The sequence below is a fragment of the Streptomyces sp. NPDC050704 genome (assembly GCF_040654355.1).
In the GTDB taxonomy this organism is placed as follows: domain Bacteria; phylum Actinomycetota; class Actinomycetes; order Streptomycetales; family Streptomycetaceae; genus Streptomyces.
In genome coordinates this window covers 61,470-78,501 of the sequence record NZ_JBFAHW010000005.1, presented here as the reverse complement: position 1 = coordinate 78,501, position 17,032 = coordinate 61,470, and the positions used below count along the sequence as shown (strand labels likewise).

Annotated in this window: 17 protein-coding genes and 1 pseudogene; 13 read left to right on the top strand and 5 right to left on the bottom strand. The window is 71.3% G+C overall.

Annotated elements, in window-relative coordinates; all coding sequences use genetic code 11:
- The first annotated feature begins 8 nt into the window (after window positions 1-8).
- The 9 genes and pseudogenes from AB0I18_RS03970 (at window position 9) to tsaE (ending at window position 7,420) form a co-directional block, all read left to right on the top strand.
- Entirely contained in the window at window positions 9-380 is a 372-nt protein-coding gene (locus AB0I18_RS03970) for a holo-ACP synthase (RefSeq protein WP_363103775.1), read from the top strand.
- A 118-nt stretch (window positions 381-498) separates the two neighbouring features.
- Window positions 499-912, top strand: a complete 414-nt coding sequence (locus tag AB0I18_RS03965; protein WP_363103773.1) for a hypothetical protein — start codon at window positions 499-501, stop codon at window positions 910-912.
- A 41-nt stretch (window positions 913-953) separates the two neighbouring features.
- Window positions 954-1,049, top strand: a pseudogene (locus tag AB0I18_RS03960) (holo-ACP synthase); the annotation flags it as partial.
- An 81-nt stretch (window positions 1,050-1,130) separates the two neighbouring features.
- Window positions 1,131-1,643: a hypothetical protein gene (locus tag AB0I18_RS03955; RefSeq protein WP_363103772.1), complete on the top strand. Its 513-nt coding sequence runs from the start codon at window positions 1,131-1,133 to the stop codon at window positions 1,641-1,643.
- A 104-nt stretch (window positions 1,644-1,747) separates the two neighbouring features.
- Entirely contained in the window at window positions 1,748-3,187 is a 1,440-nt protein-coding gene (locus AB0I18_RS03950; RefSeq protein ID WP_363103771.1) for an NAD(P)H-hydrate dehydratase, read from the top strand.
- Window positions 3,188-3,399: 212 nt separating this feature from the next.
- Window positions 3,400-4,260 (top strand): L,D-transpeptidase family protein, encoded by an 861-nt coding sequence (locus AB0I18_RS03945; protein ID WP_363103770.1) that lies wholly within the window; start codon window positions 3,400-3,402, stop codon window positions 4,258-4,260.
- Between the two features lie 65 nt (window positions 4,261-4,325).
- Window positions 4,326-5,483 carry an alanine racemase gene (gene alr / locus AB0I18_RS03940; protein WP_363103769.1) on the top strand — a complete coding sequence of 386 codons (1,158 nt, stop codon included), beginning with the start codon at window positions 4,326-4,328 and terminating at the stop codon, window positions 5,481-5,483.
- Between the two features lie 154 nt (window positions 5,484-5,637).
- Entirely contained in the window at window positions 5,638-6,891 is a 1,254-nt protein-coding gene (locus AB0I18_RS03935; RefSeq protein WP_363103768.1) for an alpha/beta hydrolase, read from the top strand.
- Complete coding sequence (gene tsaE, locus AB0I18_RS03930) at window positions 6,857-7,420, top strand: tRNA (adenosine(37)-N6)-threonylcarbamoyltransferase complex ATPase subunit type 1 TsaE (protein WP_363103767.1); 564 nt, start codon at window positions 6,857-6,859, stop codon at window positions 7,418-7,420. Before AB0I18_RS03935 ends, tsaE begins: the two co-directional genes overlap by 35 nt.
- Window positions 7,421-7,880: 460 nt before the next feature.
- On the opposite strand, the gene AB0I18_RS03925 is transcribed toward tsaE, so the two are convergent.
- Window positions 7,881-8,435: a hypothetical protein gene (locus AB0I18_RS03925; RefSeq protein ID WP_363103766.1), complete on the bottom strand. Its 555-nt coding sequence runs from the start codon at window positions 8,433-8,435 to the stop codon at window positions 7,881-7,883.
- 124 nt (window positions 8,436-8,559) lie between these two features.
- Here AB0I18_RS03925 and tsaB point away from each other — a divergent pair, with 124 nt between their 5' ends.
- The 4 genes from tsaB to AB0I18_RS03905 are packed head-to-tail and all read left to right on the top strand — an operon-like array spanning window position 8,560 to window position 11,111.
- Complete coding sequence (gene tsaB / locus AB0I18_RS03920) at window positions 8,560-9,216, top strand: tRNA (adenosine(37)-N6)-threonylcarbamoyltransferase complex dimerization subunit type 1 TsaB (RefSeq protein ID WP_363103765.1); 657 nt, start codon at window positions 8,560-8,562, stop codon at window positions 9,214-9,216.
- 20 nt (window positions 9,217-9,236) lie between these two features.
- On the top strand, window positions 9,237-9,767 hold the full coding sequence (rimI, locus tag AB0I18_RS03915) for a ribosomal protein S18-alanine N-acetyltransferase (RefSeq protein WP_363103863.1): 531 nt from the start codon (window positions 9,237-9,239) through the stop codon (window positions 9,765-9,767).
- A complete protein-coding gene (tsaD, locus tag AB0I18_RS03910) occupies window positions 9,760-10,860 on the top strand; it encodes a tRNA (adenosine(37)-N6)-threonylcarbamoyltransferase complex transferase subunit TsaD (RefSeq protein ID WP_363103764.1) in 1,101 nt (366 codons plus the stop codon). Before rimI ends, tsaD begins: the two co-directional genes overlap by 8 nt.
- Window positions 10,857-11,111, top strand: a complete 255-nt coding sequence (locus tag AB0I18_RS03905) for a hypothetical protein (protein ID WP_363103763.1) — start codon at window positions 10,857-10,859, stop codon at window positions 11,109-11,111. Before tsaD ends, AB0I18_RS03905 begins: the two co-directional genes overlap by 4 nt.
- Before the next feature lie 132 nt (window positions 11,112-11,243).
- Here AB0I18_RS03905 and AB0I18_RS03900 read toward each other — a convergent pair whose 3' ends face one another.
- The 4 genes from AB0I18_RS03900 to AB0I18_RS03885 all read right to left on the bottom strand — a co-directional run bounded on the left by AB0I18_RS03900 (window position 11,244) and on the right by AB0I18_RS03885 (window position 16,902).
- Window positions 11,244-13,553: a glycoside hydrolase family 3 N-terminal domain-containing protein gene (locus AB0I18_RS03900; protein WP_363103762.1), complete on the bottom strand. Its 2,310-nt coding sequence runs from the start codon at window positions 13,551-13,553 to the stop codon at window positions 11,244-11,246.
- Between the two features lie 124 nt (window positions 13,554-13,677).
- Window positions 13,678-14,562, bottom strand: coding sequence for a carbohydrate ABC transporter permease (locus AB0I18_RS03895; RefSeq protein ID WP_363103761.1), 885 nt, complete (start codon window positions 14,560-14,562; stop codon window positions 13,678-13,680).
- Between the two features lie 19 nt (window positions 14,563-14,581).
- A complete protein-coding gene (locus tag AB0I18_RS03890) occupies window positions 14,582-15,397 on the bottom strand; it encodes a sugar ABC transporter permease (RefSeq protein ID WP_363103862.1) in 816 nt (271 codons plus the stop codon).
- Between the two features lie 98 nt (window positions 15,398-15,495).
- Complete coding sequence (locus AB0I18_RS03885) at window positions 15,496-16,902, bottom strand: extracellular solute-binding protein (protein ID WP_363103760.1); 1,407 nt, start codon at window positions 16,900-16,902, stop codon at window positions 15,496-15,498.
- Window positions 16,903-17,032: the final 130 nt, after the last annotated feature.

The window sequence follows — 17,032 nt, the reverse complement described above, 5'->3', positions numbered from 1 at the left end:
GTGCCCGCATGAGCATCATCGGCGTCGGGATCGACGTGGCGGAGATCGACCGGTTCGCGGCGTCGCTGAAGCGGACGCCCGGTCTGGCCGAACGGCTGTTCCTGGAGAGCGAGTTGCTGCTGCCGAGCGGGGAGCGCCGGGGGGTCGCCTCCCTCGCCGCCCGCTTCGCCGCCAAGGAGGCGCTGGCGAAGGCGCTCGGCGCGCCGGCCGGGCTGCACTGGACGGATGCCGAGGTGTACGTCGAGGAGAGCGGGCGACCGCGGCTGCGGGTGACGGGGACGGTGGCGGCCCGCGCGGCGGAACTCGGGGTGAGCTCCTGGCATGTGTCGCTGAGCCATGACGCGGGGGTGGCTTCGGCGGTGGTGATCGCGGAGGGGTGACGGCTCTCGCCGGGGGCGTCCGGGGTTCCGGGCTGAGGAAGTCCTGCGTCCAACTTCCGTGATACACCGGAGAGTTCACCGTGGCATGAGTGCGGCATGAGTAGAGAGGGCACCGCCCATGGGCCGGCCGACGACGTCAACCGCTCTGCCGAAGGACACGAAGGTACTGTCCATCGGGCTGCATCCGAGTGTGCTCGACTACAGCAAGATGCCCGACGGCGTCGACGAGACGGTGTTCACCGCCCGGGTCGAGGCCGCGAACGCGGCGCTGCACGAGGCGGGGTTCGATGTCGTCGTGTGCCTGATCGACACCTCTCCGGACCGCGCCGAGGCGAGCGTCCGGGAGCTCCTCCAGGAGCACGCGTTCGGCTTGGCGATGATCGGCGGTGGCGTACGCCTGATGCCGGAGAACACCCTGCTGTTCGAGCGGCTGGTCAACGTCCTCACCGAAGCGGCGCCCGGGATCCGGCTGTGCTTCAACACGGCGCCGGACAAGACGATCGAGGCGCTGAGGCGGTGGATCCCGGCGTAAGCCCGGCGGGGAAGCCGTCCGCGAGGACCCGGGCGGTCCAAGCGGCCCGCGCGGCGGAACTCGGGGTGAGTTCCTGGCATGTGTCGCTGAGCCATGACGCGGGGGTGGCGTCGGCGGTGGTGATCGCGGAGGGGTGACGGTTCTCGGGCTGCCTGGTCCCACTCGCCCGGAGGGCTGTTCTCGGTCGGCTACCGGCTCTGCCGAAGGGGGTTTCTCAAGTGACGGCAAGTCAGTTCAACCTCGCGGTTTCCGTCGTCGCGGTTCTGTGTGTCGCGGAACTCGGCTCCGCCTACTTCCTCGGTGGTGGCCTGGTCCTGGACGGCATGGGAGCTGACTGCAGCGAGAGCGGCAAGCGCATGGCGCAGGTTTCCTCGGCGTCCGTCGTGCCCTCGCCGCCCGTCGGCGCCACCCTTCTCGAAGGGCATGTGGACGCCGGAAGCGAGTGCATGGACGACAGTGGTGCGGCGTGGCTCGCCGTCGACCGCTACTACCGGTTCGACGGTGGCCAGGAGGCTGTGACCGCCCACTACCGGCAGGCGGCGGAGCAGAGCGGCTGGACTCCGAACGGTTCGGAACTCGTCGACGCGAGTGTCCCGGGGGCACCCGCCGACGTCTGCTTCGACAAGGACCTGGCGGGTGCGCCGGCTCTCCTGCGGCTGCACTTCGAGCAGTCACGGACCTTCCTGATGAGCGTCGAGTCCTCGCTGGACGGAGAACCGATGGAATGCTGACGCGTCGTTGACGACAGCACGGCCCCGGCCCCGGAGACGCGTACGCGGACCCGGGGCCGGGGCTGTTTCAGCGGAAGCGGCGGCTTCGAGAGACACTCGACCCCATGCGTACTGCGTACAGCGTGGAGACGGTGAGGGCGGCCGAGCGGGAGTTGATGGCGCGGCTGCCGGACGGGACGTTGATGCAGCGGGCGGCGGCCGGACTGGCCGTGGCCTGCGCCGAGTTGCTGGGGCGGGTGTACGGCAGCCGGGTGGTGCTGCTCGTCGGGAGTGGGGACAACGGGGGCGACGCGTTGTACGCGGGCGCCCGGCTGGCCCGGCGTGGCGCGGGAGTCACGGCGGTGCTGCTCGCGCCCGAACGCACCCATGCCGGAGGCCTCGCGGCGTTGAGTCGCGCGGGCGGCACGGTGGTGCGGGGGGCGGCCGCTGCCGAGGACCCGATCCGGCGGGCCGACCTCGTCATGGACGGGATCGTGGGTATCGGCGGGAAGGGCGGGCTGCGGCCCGATGCCGCGCCGCTCGCGGAGCTGGCCCGTGCGTCCAGGGCCGTCGTCGTCGCCGTCGACCTGCCCAGCGGCATCGAGGCCGATACGGGGGAAGTGCGCGGCGCCGCCGTACGCGCCGAGCTGACCGTGACCTTCGGGACGCACAAGCCCGGGCTGCTCATCGATCCCGCGCGGGAGTACGCCGGGTCCGTGCGGCTCGTCGACATCGGGCTCGGAGCCGAACTGCCCGACGAGCCGGAGCTGGAGGCGTTGCAGCACGCTGACGTGGCGGCGCTGCTGCCCGTTCCGGGGGCCGAGAGCGACAAGTACCGGCGGGGGGTCGTGGGGATCGCGGCCGGTTCGGCGCGTTATCCGGGCGCCGCCGTACTGGCCGTGGCGGGCGCGCTGCGGGGCGGCGCCGGGGCCGTGCGGTATGTCGGGCCCGCCGGGGACGCCGTGATCGCCCGCTTCCCCGAGACGCTCGTGTCCGACCAGGGGCCCAGGCAGGCCGGGCGCGTGCAGGCGTGGGTCGTGGGGCCCGGCGCCGGGGAGGACGCGGACAGCGTGGCGGCCGTGCTCAAGGCGGACGTGCCGGTCCTCGTGGACGCGGACGGTCTGCGGCTCGCGGACCGTGAGGTCGTACGAGCGCGCCGGGCGCCCACCCTGCTGACGCCGCACGCCGGCGAGGCGGCCGCGCTGCTCGGTGTCTCGCGCGAGGAGGTCGAAGGGGCGCGGCTGACCTCCGTACGGGAGCTCGCCGGGCGGTACGGGGCGACGGTGCTGCTCAAGGGGTCGACCACGCTGGTGGCCGACTCGGCGGGCGGGGCGGTGCGGGTGAACTCCACGGGGACGTCCTGGCTGGCCACCGCGGGGAGCGGGGACGTGCTGTCGGGGCTCACCGGGTCCCTGCTTGCCGCCGGGCTCGGGGCGCTGGACGCCGGGAGCGTGGGTGCGTACGTCCATGGGCTGGCAGGGCGGTTCGCGGCGGACGGGGCGCCTGTGGGGGCCCATGACGTGGCCGAGGCGATTCGTATGGCTTGGCGGGACATCATGAGCTGAGGGCGGCGGGACAGGAGGAGGGGAGGCGGGGGGCGCCGCCGTATGCGTGCGCACAACGGGCGACCCTGCCGCGCGGCTGACGCCGACGCGCCGTGCGGTGGCGTTTCGCTGGGGGCATGGTCTGTCGAGTCCGTCAAGGACACCAACGTCAACGTCCACGTCAACGTCAAAGAACCGCGGCCGCGCTGCTGGCCCTTCTCGTGCTGCTGCCCGTGCAGCAGAGTGCCCTCGCCGCGCCGCCGCCCGCCCCGGGTGCACCGCCCGCACCTGGCGCCCCCGCACCGCTCAGTGAGCTGGTGCCCGGGGTGCCCCCGGGCCCGTACCAGCCGTGGCAGTTGGACACCCCCGACCAGGCGCTGGCGCCGGAGGTGTACACGCCGAGCGCCGAGGAGGACGCCGTCGAGCCGCGGGAGGCCGCCGTGGAGAGCGACGCGCTGATCGAGTACGTGCCGATCAGCGACGCCGTGGCGCGCCAGTCCGGTGTCGTGGCGTGCAGTACGCGGACCGGGCCGTATCAGCGGCAGGTCGAGCGGTGGCTGCGGCTCCGGGTGGACGGCAAGCAGTCGGCCGGGGACTGCGCGGCCATCCGCCGGTTCCAGACGCGGCACGGAATCCGGCCCGACATCGGCTTCGCCGGGCCCGTCACCTGGTCCACCATGCGGCTGCTGTCCGCGAAGCGGAATCCGAACGCCGCCGGGAAGTGCCCCGTACGGACGTACCGGACGGCCTGCGTCGACCTCACCCGGCAGCTGACCTGGGTGCAGCAGGGGAGGAAGGTGCTGTTCGGGCCGGTTCCGGTGCGCAGCGGCAAGGCCGGGTACCGGACCCGTACGGGCTGGCACCGGATCTACTGGAAGCACAAGAACCACTGGTCGACGCTCTACAACACCCCCATGCCGTACAGCCAGTTCTTCAGCGGCGGCCAGGCCTTCCACGCCATCTACGGCAGCGTCTACAACCCGCCCGGCTCGATGGGCTGCGTGAACATGCGGCTCGCCGATGCCCGCACCCTGTGGGGCGTGCTCCGCAAGGGAGACCGCGTGTACGTGTGGGGCCGCAGGCCCGGCACCTGAGGGGCCCCGCACTTGAGGACCCGCACCTGAGGGCGGTGTCGGACCGCTCTGAGACACTGGGCGCGATGACTGCGACAGCACCCGCGCGCGCCCGCGCCGAGATCGACCTGGCCGCCCTGAGGGCCAATGTGCGGACCCTGCGCGCCCAGGCACCCACCGCCGCCCTGATGGCGGTGGTGAAGTCCGACGCGTACGGGCACGGGGCCGTCCCGTGCGCCAGGGCGGCCCTGGCCGCGGGCGCGACCTGGTTGGGCACGGCCACGCCGCAGGAGGCCCTGGAGCTGCGCGCGGCCGGTCTGCCGGGGCGGATCATGTGCTGGCTGTGGACCCCGGGCGGCCCCTGGCGGGAAGCCGTCGAGGCCGGCCTGGACCTGGGGATCAGCGGGCTCTGGGCGTTGGAGGAGGTCACCCGGGCCGTGCGCGGGTCCGGCCACGTCGCCCGCGTCCAGCTCAAGGCCGACACCGGCCTCGGGCGCAACGGCTGCCAGCCCGCCGACTGGCCCGAGCTGGTCGCCCGGGCCCTGCGCGCGGAGTCCGAGGGCCACGTCCGGATCACCGGCCTGTGGTCCCACTTCGCCCGCGCCGACGAGCCCGGCGACCCGTCCATCCAGGCCCAGCTCACCCGCTTCCACGAGATGCTGGCGTACGCGGAGGGCCAGGGCGTCCGCCCCGAGGTGCGGCACATCGCCAACTCGCCCGCCACGCTCACGCTTCCCGGCAGCCACTTCGATCTCGTACGCACCGGGATCGCGCTGTACGGCGTCTCGCCGAGCCCCGAGATCGGCACCCCCGCCGACCTCGGACTGCGCCCGGTGATGACACTGTCGGCGTCGCTCGCCCTGGTGAAGCACGTGCCGGCGGGTCACGGCGTCAGTTACGGGCATCACTACGTCACGCCCGGTGAAACGACCCTCGGCCTGGTGCCCGTCGGGTACGCGGACGGCATCCCGCGGCATGCCTCCGGCACCGGACCCGTGCTGGTCGGCGGCAAGTGGCGGACGGTCGCGGGGCGGGTCGCGATGGACCAGTTCGCCGTCGACCTCGGCGGGGACGAGCCACCGGTCGGCGAGCGGGTGATCCTCTTCGGGCCCGGCGACCACGGCGAACCCACCGCCGAGGACTGGGCGCAGGCGGCGGGCACGATCGCGTACGAAATCGTCACCAGGATCGGAACCCGGGTGCCGCGCGTCCACGTGAATGTGAATAACGAACAAGACGGGTAACACCGCATAGGTGGGTGGCACAAGAAAGCCGCCACCGGCAGCGGGACAGACAGTAAGAACAGCAACAGCAACAGCAACAGCAACAGCAACAGCAACAGCAACAGCAACAGCCCAGGACCGGAGCGACCCGGACCCCGGTGAAGAGGAGCGGGACGTGAGCGAGAGCAGCGCGGAGGCTGTCGGGGCCGTCGCGGATGCGGCCAAGGCCGCCGCCACCTCGGCCGCCGCCGGGAACTGGCGCAAGGCCGGCCTCGCGAGCGCCGCGATAGGCGTGGTGGCCGCGGGCGCCGCCGCCGGAGTCGCGATCGAGCGGCTCACGGTCGGCCGCGGCATGCGCAGAAAGGCCCGGCTCGCCCTCGACTCGACGGGACCGTACGGCTCGCTGCGCGGCATGCCCGGCAAGGCCGTCGCGGACGACGGCACGGAGCTGTACTACGAGGTCGACGAGGTGGAGCCGGACACCACCCCGCTGGCGCCGCGCCGCCGCAGGCTCTTCGGCCGCAAGGCGCCGGCCCCCGTCACCGTCGTCTTCAGCCACGGCTACTGCCTCAGCCAGGACTCCTGGCACTTCCAGCGGGCCGCCCTGCGCGGTGTCGTACGGGCGGTCTACTGGGACCAGCGCAGCCACGGCCGCTCCGGGCGAGGGGTGGCCCAGGTCCAGGACGACGTGCCCGTCACCATCGAGCAGCTCGGCCGCGACCTGAAGGCCGTCATCGACGCGGCCGCGCCCGAGGGCCCGCTCGTGCTCGTCGGCCACTCGATGGGCGGCATGACGGTGATGGCCCTCGCCGACGAGTACCCCGAGCTGATCAGCGAGCGCGTGGTCGGCATCGGCCTCGTCGGTACGTCCTCGGGGAACCTCGGCGAGGTCAACTTCGGGCTGCCCGTGGCGGGCGTCAACGCGGTGCGGCGCATACTGCCCGGCGTACTGCGGGCGCTGGGGCAGCGGGCCGAGCTGGTGGAGCGCGGGCGGCGGGCCACGGCCGACCTGTTCGCGGGGATCATCAAGCGGTACTCGTTCGCGTCCAGGGACATCGACCCGGCGGTCGCGCGGTTCGCGGAGCGGCTGATCGAGGGCACGCCGATCGACGTGGTCGCGGAGTTCTACCCGGCCTTCACCGACCACGACAAGACGGAGGCGCTCGCGTACTTCGCCGGGCTGCCCGTGCTCGTACTGGCCGGGGTCAAGGACCTCGTCACGCCGAGCGAGCACAGCGAGGCGATCGCGGACCTGCTGCCGGACGCCGAGCTGGTGCTCGTGCCAGACGCGGGGCACCTGGTGATGCTGGAGCACCCGGAGGCCGTCACCGACCGGCTCGCCGACCTCCTCACCCGCACGGGAGCCGTCCCGGCGGGGGCTACCGTTGGTGGCTATGGAAGCACCAGCAGCACCGCACAACCCGGCTGAGTCCTCGCACCCCCCGGAGGAGGGTGCGGAGCGTTCCGTGGCCGGCGTCAGTACGAAGATCACCGTCAACTCACCCGAACAGATGGGGGAGTTGGGGCGGCGGCTCGCCAAGTTGCTGCGCGCCGGGGACCTCGTGATGCTCACCGGGGAGCTCGGCGCGGGCAAGACGACGATGACCCGCGGGCTCGGCGAGGGTCTCGGTGTCCGGGGTGCGGTCACCTCGCCGACCTTCGTGATCGCCCGCGTGCACCCCTCCCTCGGTGACGGTCCGCCGCTCGTCCACGTGGACGCGTACCGCCTGGGCGGCGGGCTCGACGAGATGGAGGACCTCGATCTCGACGTGTCGCTGTCCGACTCGGTGGTCGTCGTGGAGTGGGGCGAGGGCAAGGTCGAGGAGCTGACCGACGAACGGCTGCACGTGCTCATCCACCGGGCCGTCGGGGACACCACGGACGAGGTGCGGCACGTGACCCTGACCGGGGTGGGGGAGCGGTGGGCTGCGGCCGATCTGGACGTGCTCTCCGCCTGACGCCGGGTTCTTCTTCGGCCTTGTCCCGGCTTGGGCCTCGTAGGTTCGACCTAACGTTCCGACAAGTCGTCGGGAAGATGTTGCGTCCGGTGGGTTCGGCGTGTTCACATGGACGGAGGAGTTGGTTAGGGCTACCTAACCATGTCTGCTCCCGGAGCCCACAGGAGGCCGCCATGTCGACGGACCGTGATGTGAAGCGGGTTCCTGCGGAGCCTGGCCGTGTTCCTGCGGGGCCTGGCGGGGTGTCTGTGCGGGAGTTGCTTGCGGCGGGTGAGCTTGCGCGGTTGGTGTCCACGCCGCCCCCGCGCCCGCCGGCGCCGCCCGTGCGCGAGGAGCGTCGCCGGGCTGCGTAGGCGGTTCGTTTGAAGCTGCGGGCCGGTGGGGGCTGGTCGCGCAGTTCCCCGCGCCCCTTTCGGGGCGCTGGTCGGCGCAGCCCTTACGAGGGCGCCGCAGTATCTGTCTAGTCGACTACGACGACCCTCGTGCCGATCGTTGCGAACTGCCACATCTTGTTGCCGTTTTCTCGGGACTCGCGGATGCCGCCGAGTTTTCTGGTGGGGTCGGGTGCGGGGGTCGAGCCGTCGCGCGCCGCGCTGAAGCCGATCGCGATGTCGTCCACGTTCGCGAAGCGGACGACGTGTTCGACCGCCACGCCGTCCGAGCCGGTGATCGTGCCGGAGCGGGAGGTGACGGTGTACGCGTCGGGCGCCGGATCCACCGTGCCCGGGATGACCTTGAAGGTGTGCTCGACGCGGTCGCGCGGGCCGACCAGCCACACCCGGTCGCCGTCCACCGAGTAGACGACCCGCTGACCCGTGCCCGACTCGGCGGGCAGTGCCGTCGGGTGCTTCCCGGCCCCCGGGGCCTTCTGCGCGGTGGTTCTGGCGGACTCGGCCGACGACGGTTCGGCCAGGTCGTCCGGCGCGTTCGCCGAAGCCTGGTAGGTGAGGAAGCCGATGGCGGCGAGTGCCGCCGCGGTGAGCCCGGTGACGATTCCCGAGCTGCTCCTGACCACCGTGAACGCCTGCCTCTCGTACTCCGTTTGCGGCTTTGCTGCCGTATTTGCTGTGACGGTAGCAGCAGCTGTACGCCGGACCGGGGCGGCCGTGCTGCGGGCGTGGGCGCCGTAGGCTGTTCGCGTGCTCTTGCTCGCTCTGGATACCGCCACACCAGCCGTCACCGTCGCCCTGCACGACGGGACGTCCGTCATCGCCTCCCACAGTCAGGTGGACGCGCGCCGGCACGGGGAGCTGCTGCTTCCGGCCGTCGACCGGGTTCTCACCGAGGCCGGGCTGCGGCTCGACGCCGTCACGGGGATCGTGGCCGGCGTGGGCCCCGGCCCGTACACCGGGTTGCGGGTCGGTCTGATGACTGCCGACACGTTCGGGCTCGCGCTGGGGGTGCCCGTGTACGGACTGTGCACGCTCGACGGCCTCGCGTTCGCGGCCGACGGCTCCCTCGCCGACGGACCTTTCGTCGTGGCCACCGACGCCCGGCGGAAAGAGGTCTACTGGGCGCGGTACGCCGACTCCCGTACGCGGGTGTCGGAACCGGCTGTTGACCGGCCGGGGGACCTGGACATCGGCGGTCTGCCTGCTGTGGGTGCGGGTGCGCTGCTCTATCCCGACACCTTTCCGGACGCCCGCGGGCCCGAGCACGTGTCGGCGGCCGCGCTCGCGGCCCTGGCGGCGGAACGGCTGGCGGCGGGCGAGGAACTGGAAGCCCCACGGCCGCTGTACCTGCGCCGGCCCGACGCCCAGGTCCCCAAGAACTACAAGGTGGTCACCCCGAAGTGACGACCGCGGTGCTGCGTGAGATGCGCTGGTGGGACATCGAGCCCGTCCTGGAGCTGGAGAAGGACCTCTTCCCCGAGGACGCCTGGTCCCGGGGCATGTTCTGGTCGGACCTGGCCCATGCGCGGGGGCCGGAGGCGACGCGGCGGTATGTCGTCGCCGAGGACGGCGGGCGGATCGTCGGGTACGGGGGACTCGCCGCCGCCGGGGACACCGGCGACGTACAGACCATCGCCGTCGCCCGCGACCACTGGGGCACCGGCCTCGGCGCGCTGCTCCTGACCGAGCTGCTGCGGGCCGCGACCGCCTTCGAGTGCGTCGAGGTGATGCTCGAATGCCGGGTCGACAACATCCGCGCCCAGAAGCTGTACGAGCGCTTCGGCTTCGAGCCCATCGGTTTCCGGCGCGGCTACTACCAGCCGGGGAACGTGGACGCGCTCGTCATGCGGCTCGACACGGCGTCCGACAGCGGCTCGGTTTCCGGCGCGGGCTCCGCCGCGGGTGCACCTTCCGTACAAGGAACAGAGATCCATGGGACAGAGATCCATGACTGACGAACCGCTCGTCCTCGGCATCGAGACCTCCTGCGACGAGACCGGCGTCGGCATCGTCCGCGGCCACACGCTGCTCGCGGACGCGATCGCCTCCAGCGTCGACGAGCACGCGCGCTTCGGCGGTGTCGTGCCCGAGGTCGCGTCCCGCGCCCACCTGGAGGCGATGGTGCCGACCATCGAACGGGCGCTGAAGGAGGCGGGGGTGAGCGCGAAGGACCTGGACGGCATCGCGGTCACCGCCGGGCCCGGCCTGGCCGGCGCGCTGCTCGTCGGGGTCTCGGCCGCGAAGGCTTACGCGTACGCGCTGGGCAAGCCGCTGTACGGCGTCAATCATCTGGCGTCCCACATCTGCGTCGACCAGCTGGAGCACGGCGCGCTGCCCGAGCCGACGATGGCGCTGCTCGTCTCCGGCGGGCATTCGTCGCTGCTGCTGTCCTCGGACATCACCAGTGACGTACGGCCGATGGGCGCGACCATCGACGACGCGGCGGGCGAGGCCTTCGACAAGATCGCCCGCGTGCTGAACCTCGGTTTCCCCGGGGGGCCGGTCATCGACCGGTACGCGAAGGAGGGTGACCCGACCGCGATCGCCTTCCCGCGTGGGCTCACCGGGCCGCGCGACGCGGCGTACGACTTCTCCTTCTCCGGTCTGAAGACGTCCGTGGCGCGCTGGATCGAGGCGAAGCGGGCGGCGGGGGAGGACGTGCCGGTGCGCGATGTGGCCGCGTCCTTCCAGGAGGCGGTGGTGGATGTGCTGACGCGTAAGGCCGTACGGGCCTGTCGTGACGAGGGTGTCGACCATCTGATGATCGGTGGGGGAGTGGCCGCGAACTCGCGGCTGCGGGTGCTTGCGCAGGAGCGGTGTGAGGCGGCCGGGATTCGGCTGCGGGTGCCGCGGCCGAAGTTGTGTACCGACAACGGGGCGATGGTCGCTGCGCTGGGGGCCGAGATGGTGGCTCGGGGGCGGGCTGCCTCCGACTGGGATCTGTCTGCGGACTCGTCGTTGCCGGTGACGGATACGCATGTGCCGGGGCGCTTTGTGGGCTCGCATGATCATGTGCATGAGGTCGGTGAGGGGAACCTGTACTCGTGACTGTTGCGTTGATGTGGGAGGCCCGGGCGCTTGAAGGGCGGGGGGCGGATCTGCTCGCGTGGGTGTGTGAGCAGGACCTCCCGGCGCGGCCCCTGCGTCGGGAGGTCCTGCGGGCTCCGGAGGATCGGGTGCTCGTCATTACGTGGTGGGATGCCTCGTATGATGCCGAGCTTCCTGAACTGCCGGAGCCGTCTGGGGAGTTGGTGGGGCGGGCGGTTCATCGGTGGCGGTTCGAGTCGGTGGACGGGTAGGGGACTGCGGGTGGTTTGTAGGGTGCGGGGCGGTGGGGGCTGGTCGCGCAGTTCCCCGCGCCCCTAAAAGTGCCTCAGGTTGGTTCGTAGGGTGCGGGTTCGTTGTGGTTGCTCGCGCCGTTCCCCGCGCCCCTAAAAGGGGCGCGTCTCCGTGACCTCTGACTCGCAGTGCAGGCGGCGGTCTGGGCCCAACTCCCGTTCCGGGCCTGTCAGTAGCACGCGTGCCGTATGCCGTACGTCCGCGCTCGATGTGCCCAGGCGGAGTTCCAGGGTGCCTGGTTCGACCACTCGGTGGCCTGTGCGGTCTGTGAAGGCGGAGAGGTCCGGGTGGAAGTGGAAGGTGACTCGGCGGGATTCGCCGGGGGCCAGGTCGAGGCGCTGGTAGGCGATCAGGCGGACGTCGGGGCGGGTTACGCGGGCCACCGGGTCGTGCAGGTAGAGCTGGACGACCTCCGTGCCGTCGCGGGGGCCGGTGTTGCGGACGGTGACGGAGAGGTCGTACGTCTCGTCCGTGGTGATCTCCGCGTCCGGGCCCTCGGCGTCCCAGGTGAAGTCCGTGTACGTGAGGCCGTGGCCGAAGGGGTGGAGCGGGGTCGGGTCGAGGTTGCTGACCGTGCCCGCGAGGCCCAGCGGGGGCTGGAGGTACGTCCAGGGCTGGCCGCCGGGGTCCTGGGGGACGCTGACGGGGAGCTTGCCCGACGGGTTGACGCGGCCCGACAGCACTCCCGCCACCGCCGGGCCGCCCTCCTCCCCGGGGAAGAACGCCTGGACGGACGCGCCGAGCCGGTCGTGCCAGCGGCCCAGTGCGTACGGGCGGCCGGTGAGGAGGACGAGGACGACCGGGGTGCCGGTGGCGGTCAGCGCGTCCAGCAACTTGCCCTGGACACCGGGGAGTCGGAGGTCCGTCACATCGCAGCCCTCGCCCGAGGTGCCCTTGCCGAAGAGGCCCGCCCGGTCGCCGAGTACGGCCACGCAGACGTCCGCCTCGGCGGTCCTGGCGATGGCCTCCTCGAAGCCGGCGGGGTCCGGGTCCGTGGTGTCGCAACCCTCGGCGAACGTGATCTTGGCGTCGGGGAGTTCGGTGCGCAGGGACTCCAGGAGGGACGGGATCTCGATGCCCAGGGGTGTCTCGGGGTGGTTCGGGAGCACGTGCGACGGGAACGAGTAGCAGCCCAGCATGGCCAGGGCGTCGGCGGCCCGCGGGCCCACCACGGCGATCCGGGTGTCGGGGGCGAGGGGGAGCAGGCCGGTCGGGTTGGAGAGCAGGACGACCGATTCCTCGGCGAGGCGGCGGGCCAGCACACGGTTCTCCGTGGAGTCCAGGTCGATCGGGCCGGCCGGCTCCGGGGTCCAGTCCTCGTCCAGCAGGCCCAGTTCGCACTTCTGGCGCAGGACGCGGGCAGCCGCCCGGTCCACCAGGGACTCCGGGACCTCGCCCGCCCGTACCGCCGTCACCAGCGCGTCCCCGTAGCACCGCAGCGTCGGCAGTTCCACGTCGACGCCCGCGGACAGTGCCGCGTGACCGGCCTCCGCCGTGGTGCCCGCGACCCGGTGCAGGGTCTCCAGGAAGCCGATGCCGAAGTAGTCCGACACCACCGTCCCGGTGAAACCCCAGTCCTCGCGGAGGAGTTGGGTCAGGAGTTGGGGGTCGGCCGTGGCCGGGACGCCGTCGGTCTCGTTGTACGCGGCCATCACCGAACGCGCCCCGCCCTCGCGCAGCGCGAACTCGAAGGGCGGCAGGGTGACGTCGGCGAACTCCCGGACGCCCGCGCGTACCGGGGCGAGATTGCGGGCGCCGACGGAGGACGCGTACCCCGCGAAGTGCTTGAGCGTGGCGATGATTCCGGCGGACTCCAGGCCGCGTACGTAGGCCGCGCCGACCGTGCCGACCAGGTACGGGTCCTCGCCGATGGTCTCCTCGACCCGCCCCCAGCGCGGGTCGCGGACGACGTCCAGGACGGGGGCCAGGCCCTGGTGGACGCCGACGGAGGCGAGGTCGTGGCCGATGCGGCGGGCCATCTCCTCGACCAGGGCCGGGTCGAAGGTGGCGCCCCAGGCCAGTGGCACGGGGTAGGCCGTGGCGCCCCAGGCCGTGAAGCCCGCCAGGCACTCCTCGTGGGCGAGCGCGGGAATGCCGAAGCGGCCGGCCTCGGTGATACGGCGCTGGGCGCGGGCCAGTGCCTGCGCGCCCAGCGCCGGGTCCACCGGGGCCGTACCGAAGGGACGGGTGAGCTGGCCCAGACCGTGGCTGATCAGCTCGTCCCAGTCGTAGTCCGAGGTCATCTCGTGCTGGTGCGGGGCGACTCCGCCGCCGTCGCCGTCGGCGCCCACCCACACGCCGTACAGCTGGGCGGTCTTCTCCTCCAAGGTCATCCGGGCGAGCAGGTCGTCGACCCGGACCTCGGCGGGCAGGGCGGGATCACGCCAGGGGGCGGTGGTCATGAAACTCCTGTCAGGGACTGGGACTGGGACTTGGACTGGGACTTGGGCGGGGGGTGGGGTTGGTACTGGGGCTGGGATTCGGTCTGAGTCTGGGGCTGGGGCTTCTGGGAAGTCGGCCGGAGGGTCACTTGCCGCCCACGCCCATCAGGCCGCCCACCAGCGCGCGGCGGGCCACCAGGTAGACGGCGAAGATCGGGATGCCGGAGAGGACGACCGAGGCGAGCAGGGCGGGGATGTTCACGCCGAACTGGCTGACGTAGTTGAAGAGGCCGAGGGTGAGGACCCGGGGGCCGTCGGACTGGGTGAAGATCAGCGGGAAGAGGAAGCCGTTCCAGGCCTGCAGCGCCGAGTAGATGACGACCGTGCTGATGCCGCTCTTGGCCATCGGGATGGTCAGCTGGAACAGCATCCGCTGCGGTGAGGCGCCGTCCAGGGCCATCGCCTCGTACAGGTCCTCCGACACGTCCCGCAGGCTGCCCACGAGGACCAGCACCGAGACCGGCATCGCGAAGGCCGCCGTCGGCAGGATGACCGCCAACAGGCTGTCGTACAGGTCGAGTTTGGAGATCAGGAGGTACAGGGGTACGACCACCGCCTGCGCCGGGATCGCCACGCCGAGGAGGAAGAGCCGGAACGCCATTCCCGACCAGCGGTTGCGGGTGCGCACGGCGACGTAGGCGAGCGGGACGGAGAGGGCGAGGACGATGCCCACGACCGCCACGGCCACGATCGCCGTGTTGCTGAGCAGATGGCCGAAGCCGCTGTTCAGCACGGTGTTGTAGTTGTCGAGCGTCGGACTCGTGGGCGGATTCAGCGGGTTGCCGGTGAGCGCCTTGTCCTGGCTGGTGAGGGAGGCCGACAGCATCGCGTAGATCGGGATGATGACGACCGCGAGCCACAGGACGGAGCCCAGGCCCGCGAGGGGGTTGGCGCGCTTCGTCCAGTGGCGTCGGCGGCGGGTCGGGGGCGGCTGCGTGGGGCGCTCCTCGGCCTTGGTGGGACGCGGCAACGTATCATGTGACACTCCGTCACATCCCTTCGCGGGTACTGCGCATGCCGCCGAAGCCGGTCAGCCGCACGAGGATCAGGGACAGCCCGGTGGCGGCCAGGACCAGGAAGGACGCGATGGCGCTCGCGTAGCCGAAGTCGTAGCTCTTGAAGCCGGCCTCGTACATCAGGTACGGCAGGATCGCGGTGTCCGTGCCCGGGCCGCCCTTGGTGAGGATCAGGACCGTCTCGAAGTACGTGAGGGAGCCGACGACCATCAGGACGGTGGACGTCGTGACGGTGTGGCGCAGCTGCGGGAGCGTGATGGAGAAGAACTGGCGGTAGCGGCCGGCGCCGTCGATCGCCGCCGCCTGGTAGAGGACTTCGGGTATCTGGCGGGCCCCGCCCTGGTAGATCAGGGTGTGGAAGGGGATGAACTGCCAGCCGCCGACGAAGACGATCGCGAGGAACGCTCCGCTGGACGAGCCCAGCGTGTCCTTCTGGATGATGCCGAAGTTCGGGTCGAGCAGCGCGTAGAAGAGCAGCGCGATCGCCGTCGAGGAGAGCAGGAACGGGACGAAGAAGATCGCGGAGAGCACCGCCCGGTTGCGCTGGCGGCCCGCGGCCCAGACGCCCAGCAGCAGGGCCACGACCGTCTGGAAGGCCCAGCTGACGGCCGTCAGCAGGACGGTCAGCCACAGGGACTGGGTGAAGCGCGGGTCGTCGAACAGCTTCTGCCAGTTGTCGAGGCCGACCGGCTGCGGGTCGCCGAGGCCGTCCCAGGTGGTGAACGAGAGATAGAGCGCCACGCCCATCGGGACGACGGCGAAGAACGCGAAGAACAGGACGCCGGGCAGGGCCCAGGCGGCGTGCGGACGGCCCGCGTGCGCCTTGCCGGGCTTCGCTTTCGCCGGCGGGTGTTTCGTCGGGACCGTGGTGCTCACTTTCGTGGCGCTCACTTCAACTCCTTGCAGGCCGCCACGAACTTGCTCGGCGAGGACTTCCCGAGGAACAGCTTGCTGATCTCCGTGTGCATGGGCGTGGCGAGCTCGTCACCGAGCGCCTGGTCCCAGGAGAGCGTGAAGGCGGGCGCCTGCTCGACCATGTCGTACTGGAACTTCGCGTACTCGGGATTCGGGGCCGAGGCGAGGAGCTTCGCCGCGTTGGAGGTCGTCGGTACGTCTCCATTGGCGACGAGGGCCTTCGCGTACGCCTCCGACGCGGCGTCCTTCAGGAAGGCGACGGCGGCGTCCTGGTTCTTCGTACGGGCGTTGATGGACCAGTAGTTGGTGGGGTTGCCGACGACGTTGCGGACGTCGCCGGTGCCGTCCTCGACCGTGGGGAAGGCGGCCCAGCCCAGGTTCTTCTCGGCGAAGTCCGGGAACTTGCCGAGCTGCGTCGAGTACTCCCACGAGCCCATCAGATGCATGGCCGCCTTGCCCTTGGCGAAGGCCGCGGGCGCGCCGCCGTTGACGTACGACACGGAGCTGAAGCCGGAGCCGAAGGCGCCGTCGTCGACCAGCTCCTTCACCAGCTCGGCGGCCTTCAGCATGGCCGGGTCGCCCCAGCCCTCCGCGTCGCCGTTCTGGATCCGTTTGAAGACCTCGGGGCCGCCGATGCGGTCGACCAGGTACTCCAGCCACATCAGCTCGGGCCACATGTCGGCGCCGCCGAGCGCGAACGGGGTGATCTTCGCCGCCTTCAGCTTGGCGTTGATGTCCAGCAACTGGTCCCAGGTCTTCGGTGGTTGGAGCTTGTGCTCGGCGAAGACCGACTTGTTGTAGAAGAGGATCACGGGCTGCATGCCGCGCATCGGGATGCCGTAGTGACGCCCGTCGAGGTCGCCCGCCGCGAGCACCGAGGGCAGGAAGCCGTCCTTGAGGACCGGGTCGGCCTCGATGATGTCGGTCAGATCGACGAGCTGCTTCGACTCCTGGTACGCCTTGATCGAGCCGCCGCCCCAGTTGAAGAAGACGTCCGGTTGCTTGGGCGAGCCCATGGCCGTACGCAGCTTGGGGGAGTAGTCGGAGCCCGGCACCTTCGTCAGCTTGACCTCGCCCTTGGCCTTCTTGGCGGCGGCCGACGCGTTGAACCGCTTGATCGACGCCTCCTGGACCTTCACCGCGTCGTCCCCGTACACGAAGGCGGTGATCGTGCCGCCGCCCCCGCCGGAATCGTCGCTGGAGCCGCAGGCGGTGAGTCCCGTGGTGAGCAGGGTGGTGGCACCGGCGCCGAGGATCCAGCGCCGGCTGAACGTCCGGCTGCCCAGGCCCCCGGCGCTCTCGGCACTCCCGGCGCTCCCGGCAGTGGGTTGCCCGCCTGTGGGCCGTCCACCGTCGGACTGCCTGCTGATCGACTCCATACAGCACCTCTCACGAACGTTCCGGGTGTTGCCGCGAATATCGTTGAACGCGAATGTTTCGGTTGTCGCTTCGAATGTTCCGGGAACGTATGGCGGTTAAAGGGCTTCGTCAAGAGGTTGCGCAGGGATA

What these genes read in the sequence shown, in the direction of transcription:
- AB0I18_RS03970 (WP_363103775.1), top strand. Translation starts at nt 9, where the DNA reads ATGAGCATCATCGGCGTCGGGATCGACGTGGCGGAGATCGACCGGTTC.
- AB0I18_RS03965 (WP_363103773.1), top strand. Translation starts at nt 499, where the DNA reads ATGGGCCGGCCGACGACGTCAACCGCTCTGCCGAAGGACACGAAGGTA.
- AB0I18_RS03950 (WP_363103771.1), top strand. Translation starts at nt 1,748, where the DNA reads ATGCGTACTGCGTACAGCGTGGAGACGGTGAGGGCGGCCGAGCGGGAG.
- alr (WP_363103769.1), top strand. Translation starts at nt 4,326, where the DNA reads ATGACTGCGACAGCACCCGCGCGCGCCCGCGCCGAGATCGACCTGGCC.
- tsaE (WP_363103767.1), top strand. Translation starts at nt 6,857, where the DNA reads ATGGAAGCACCAGCAGCACCGCACAACCCGGCTGAGTCCTCGCACCCC.
- rimI (WP_363103863.1), top strand. Translation starts at nt 9,237, where the DNA reads ATGCGCTGGTGGGACATCGAGCCCGTCCTGGAGCTGGAGAAGGACCTC.
- tsaD (WP_363103764.1), top strand. Translation starts at nt 9,760, where the DNA reads ATGACTGACGAACCGCTCGTCCTCGGCATCGAGACCTCCTGCGACGAG.
- AB0I18_RS03900 (WP_363103762.1), bottom strand. Translation starts at nt 13,553, where the DNA reads ATGACCACCGCCCCCTGGCGTGATCCCGCCCTGCCCGCCGAGGTCCGG.
- AB0I18_RS03885 (WP_363103760.1), bottom strand. Translation starts at nt 16,902, where the DNA reads ATGGAGTCGATCAGCAGGCAGTCCGACGGTGGACGGCCCACAGGCGGG.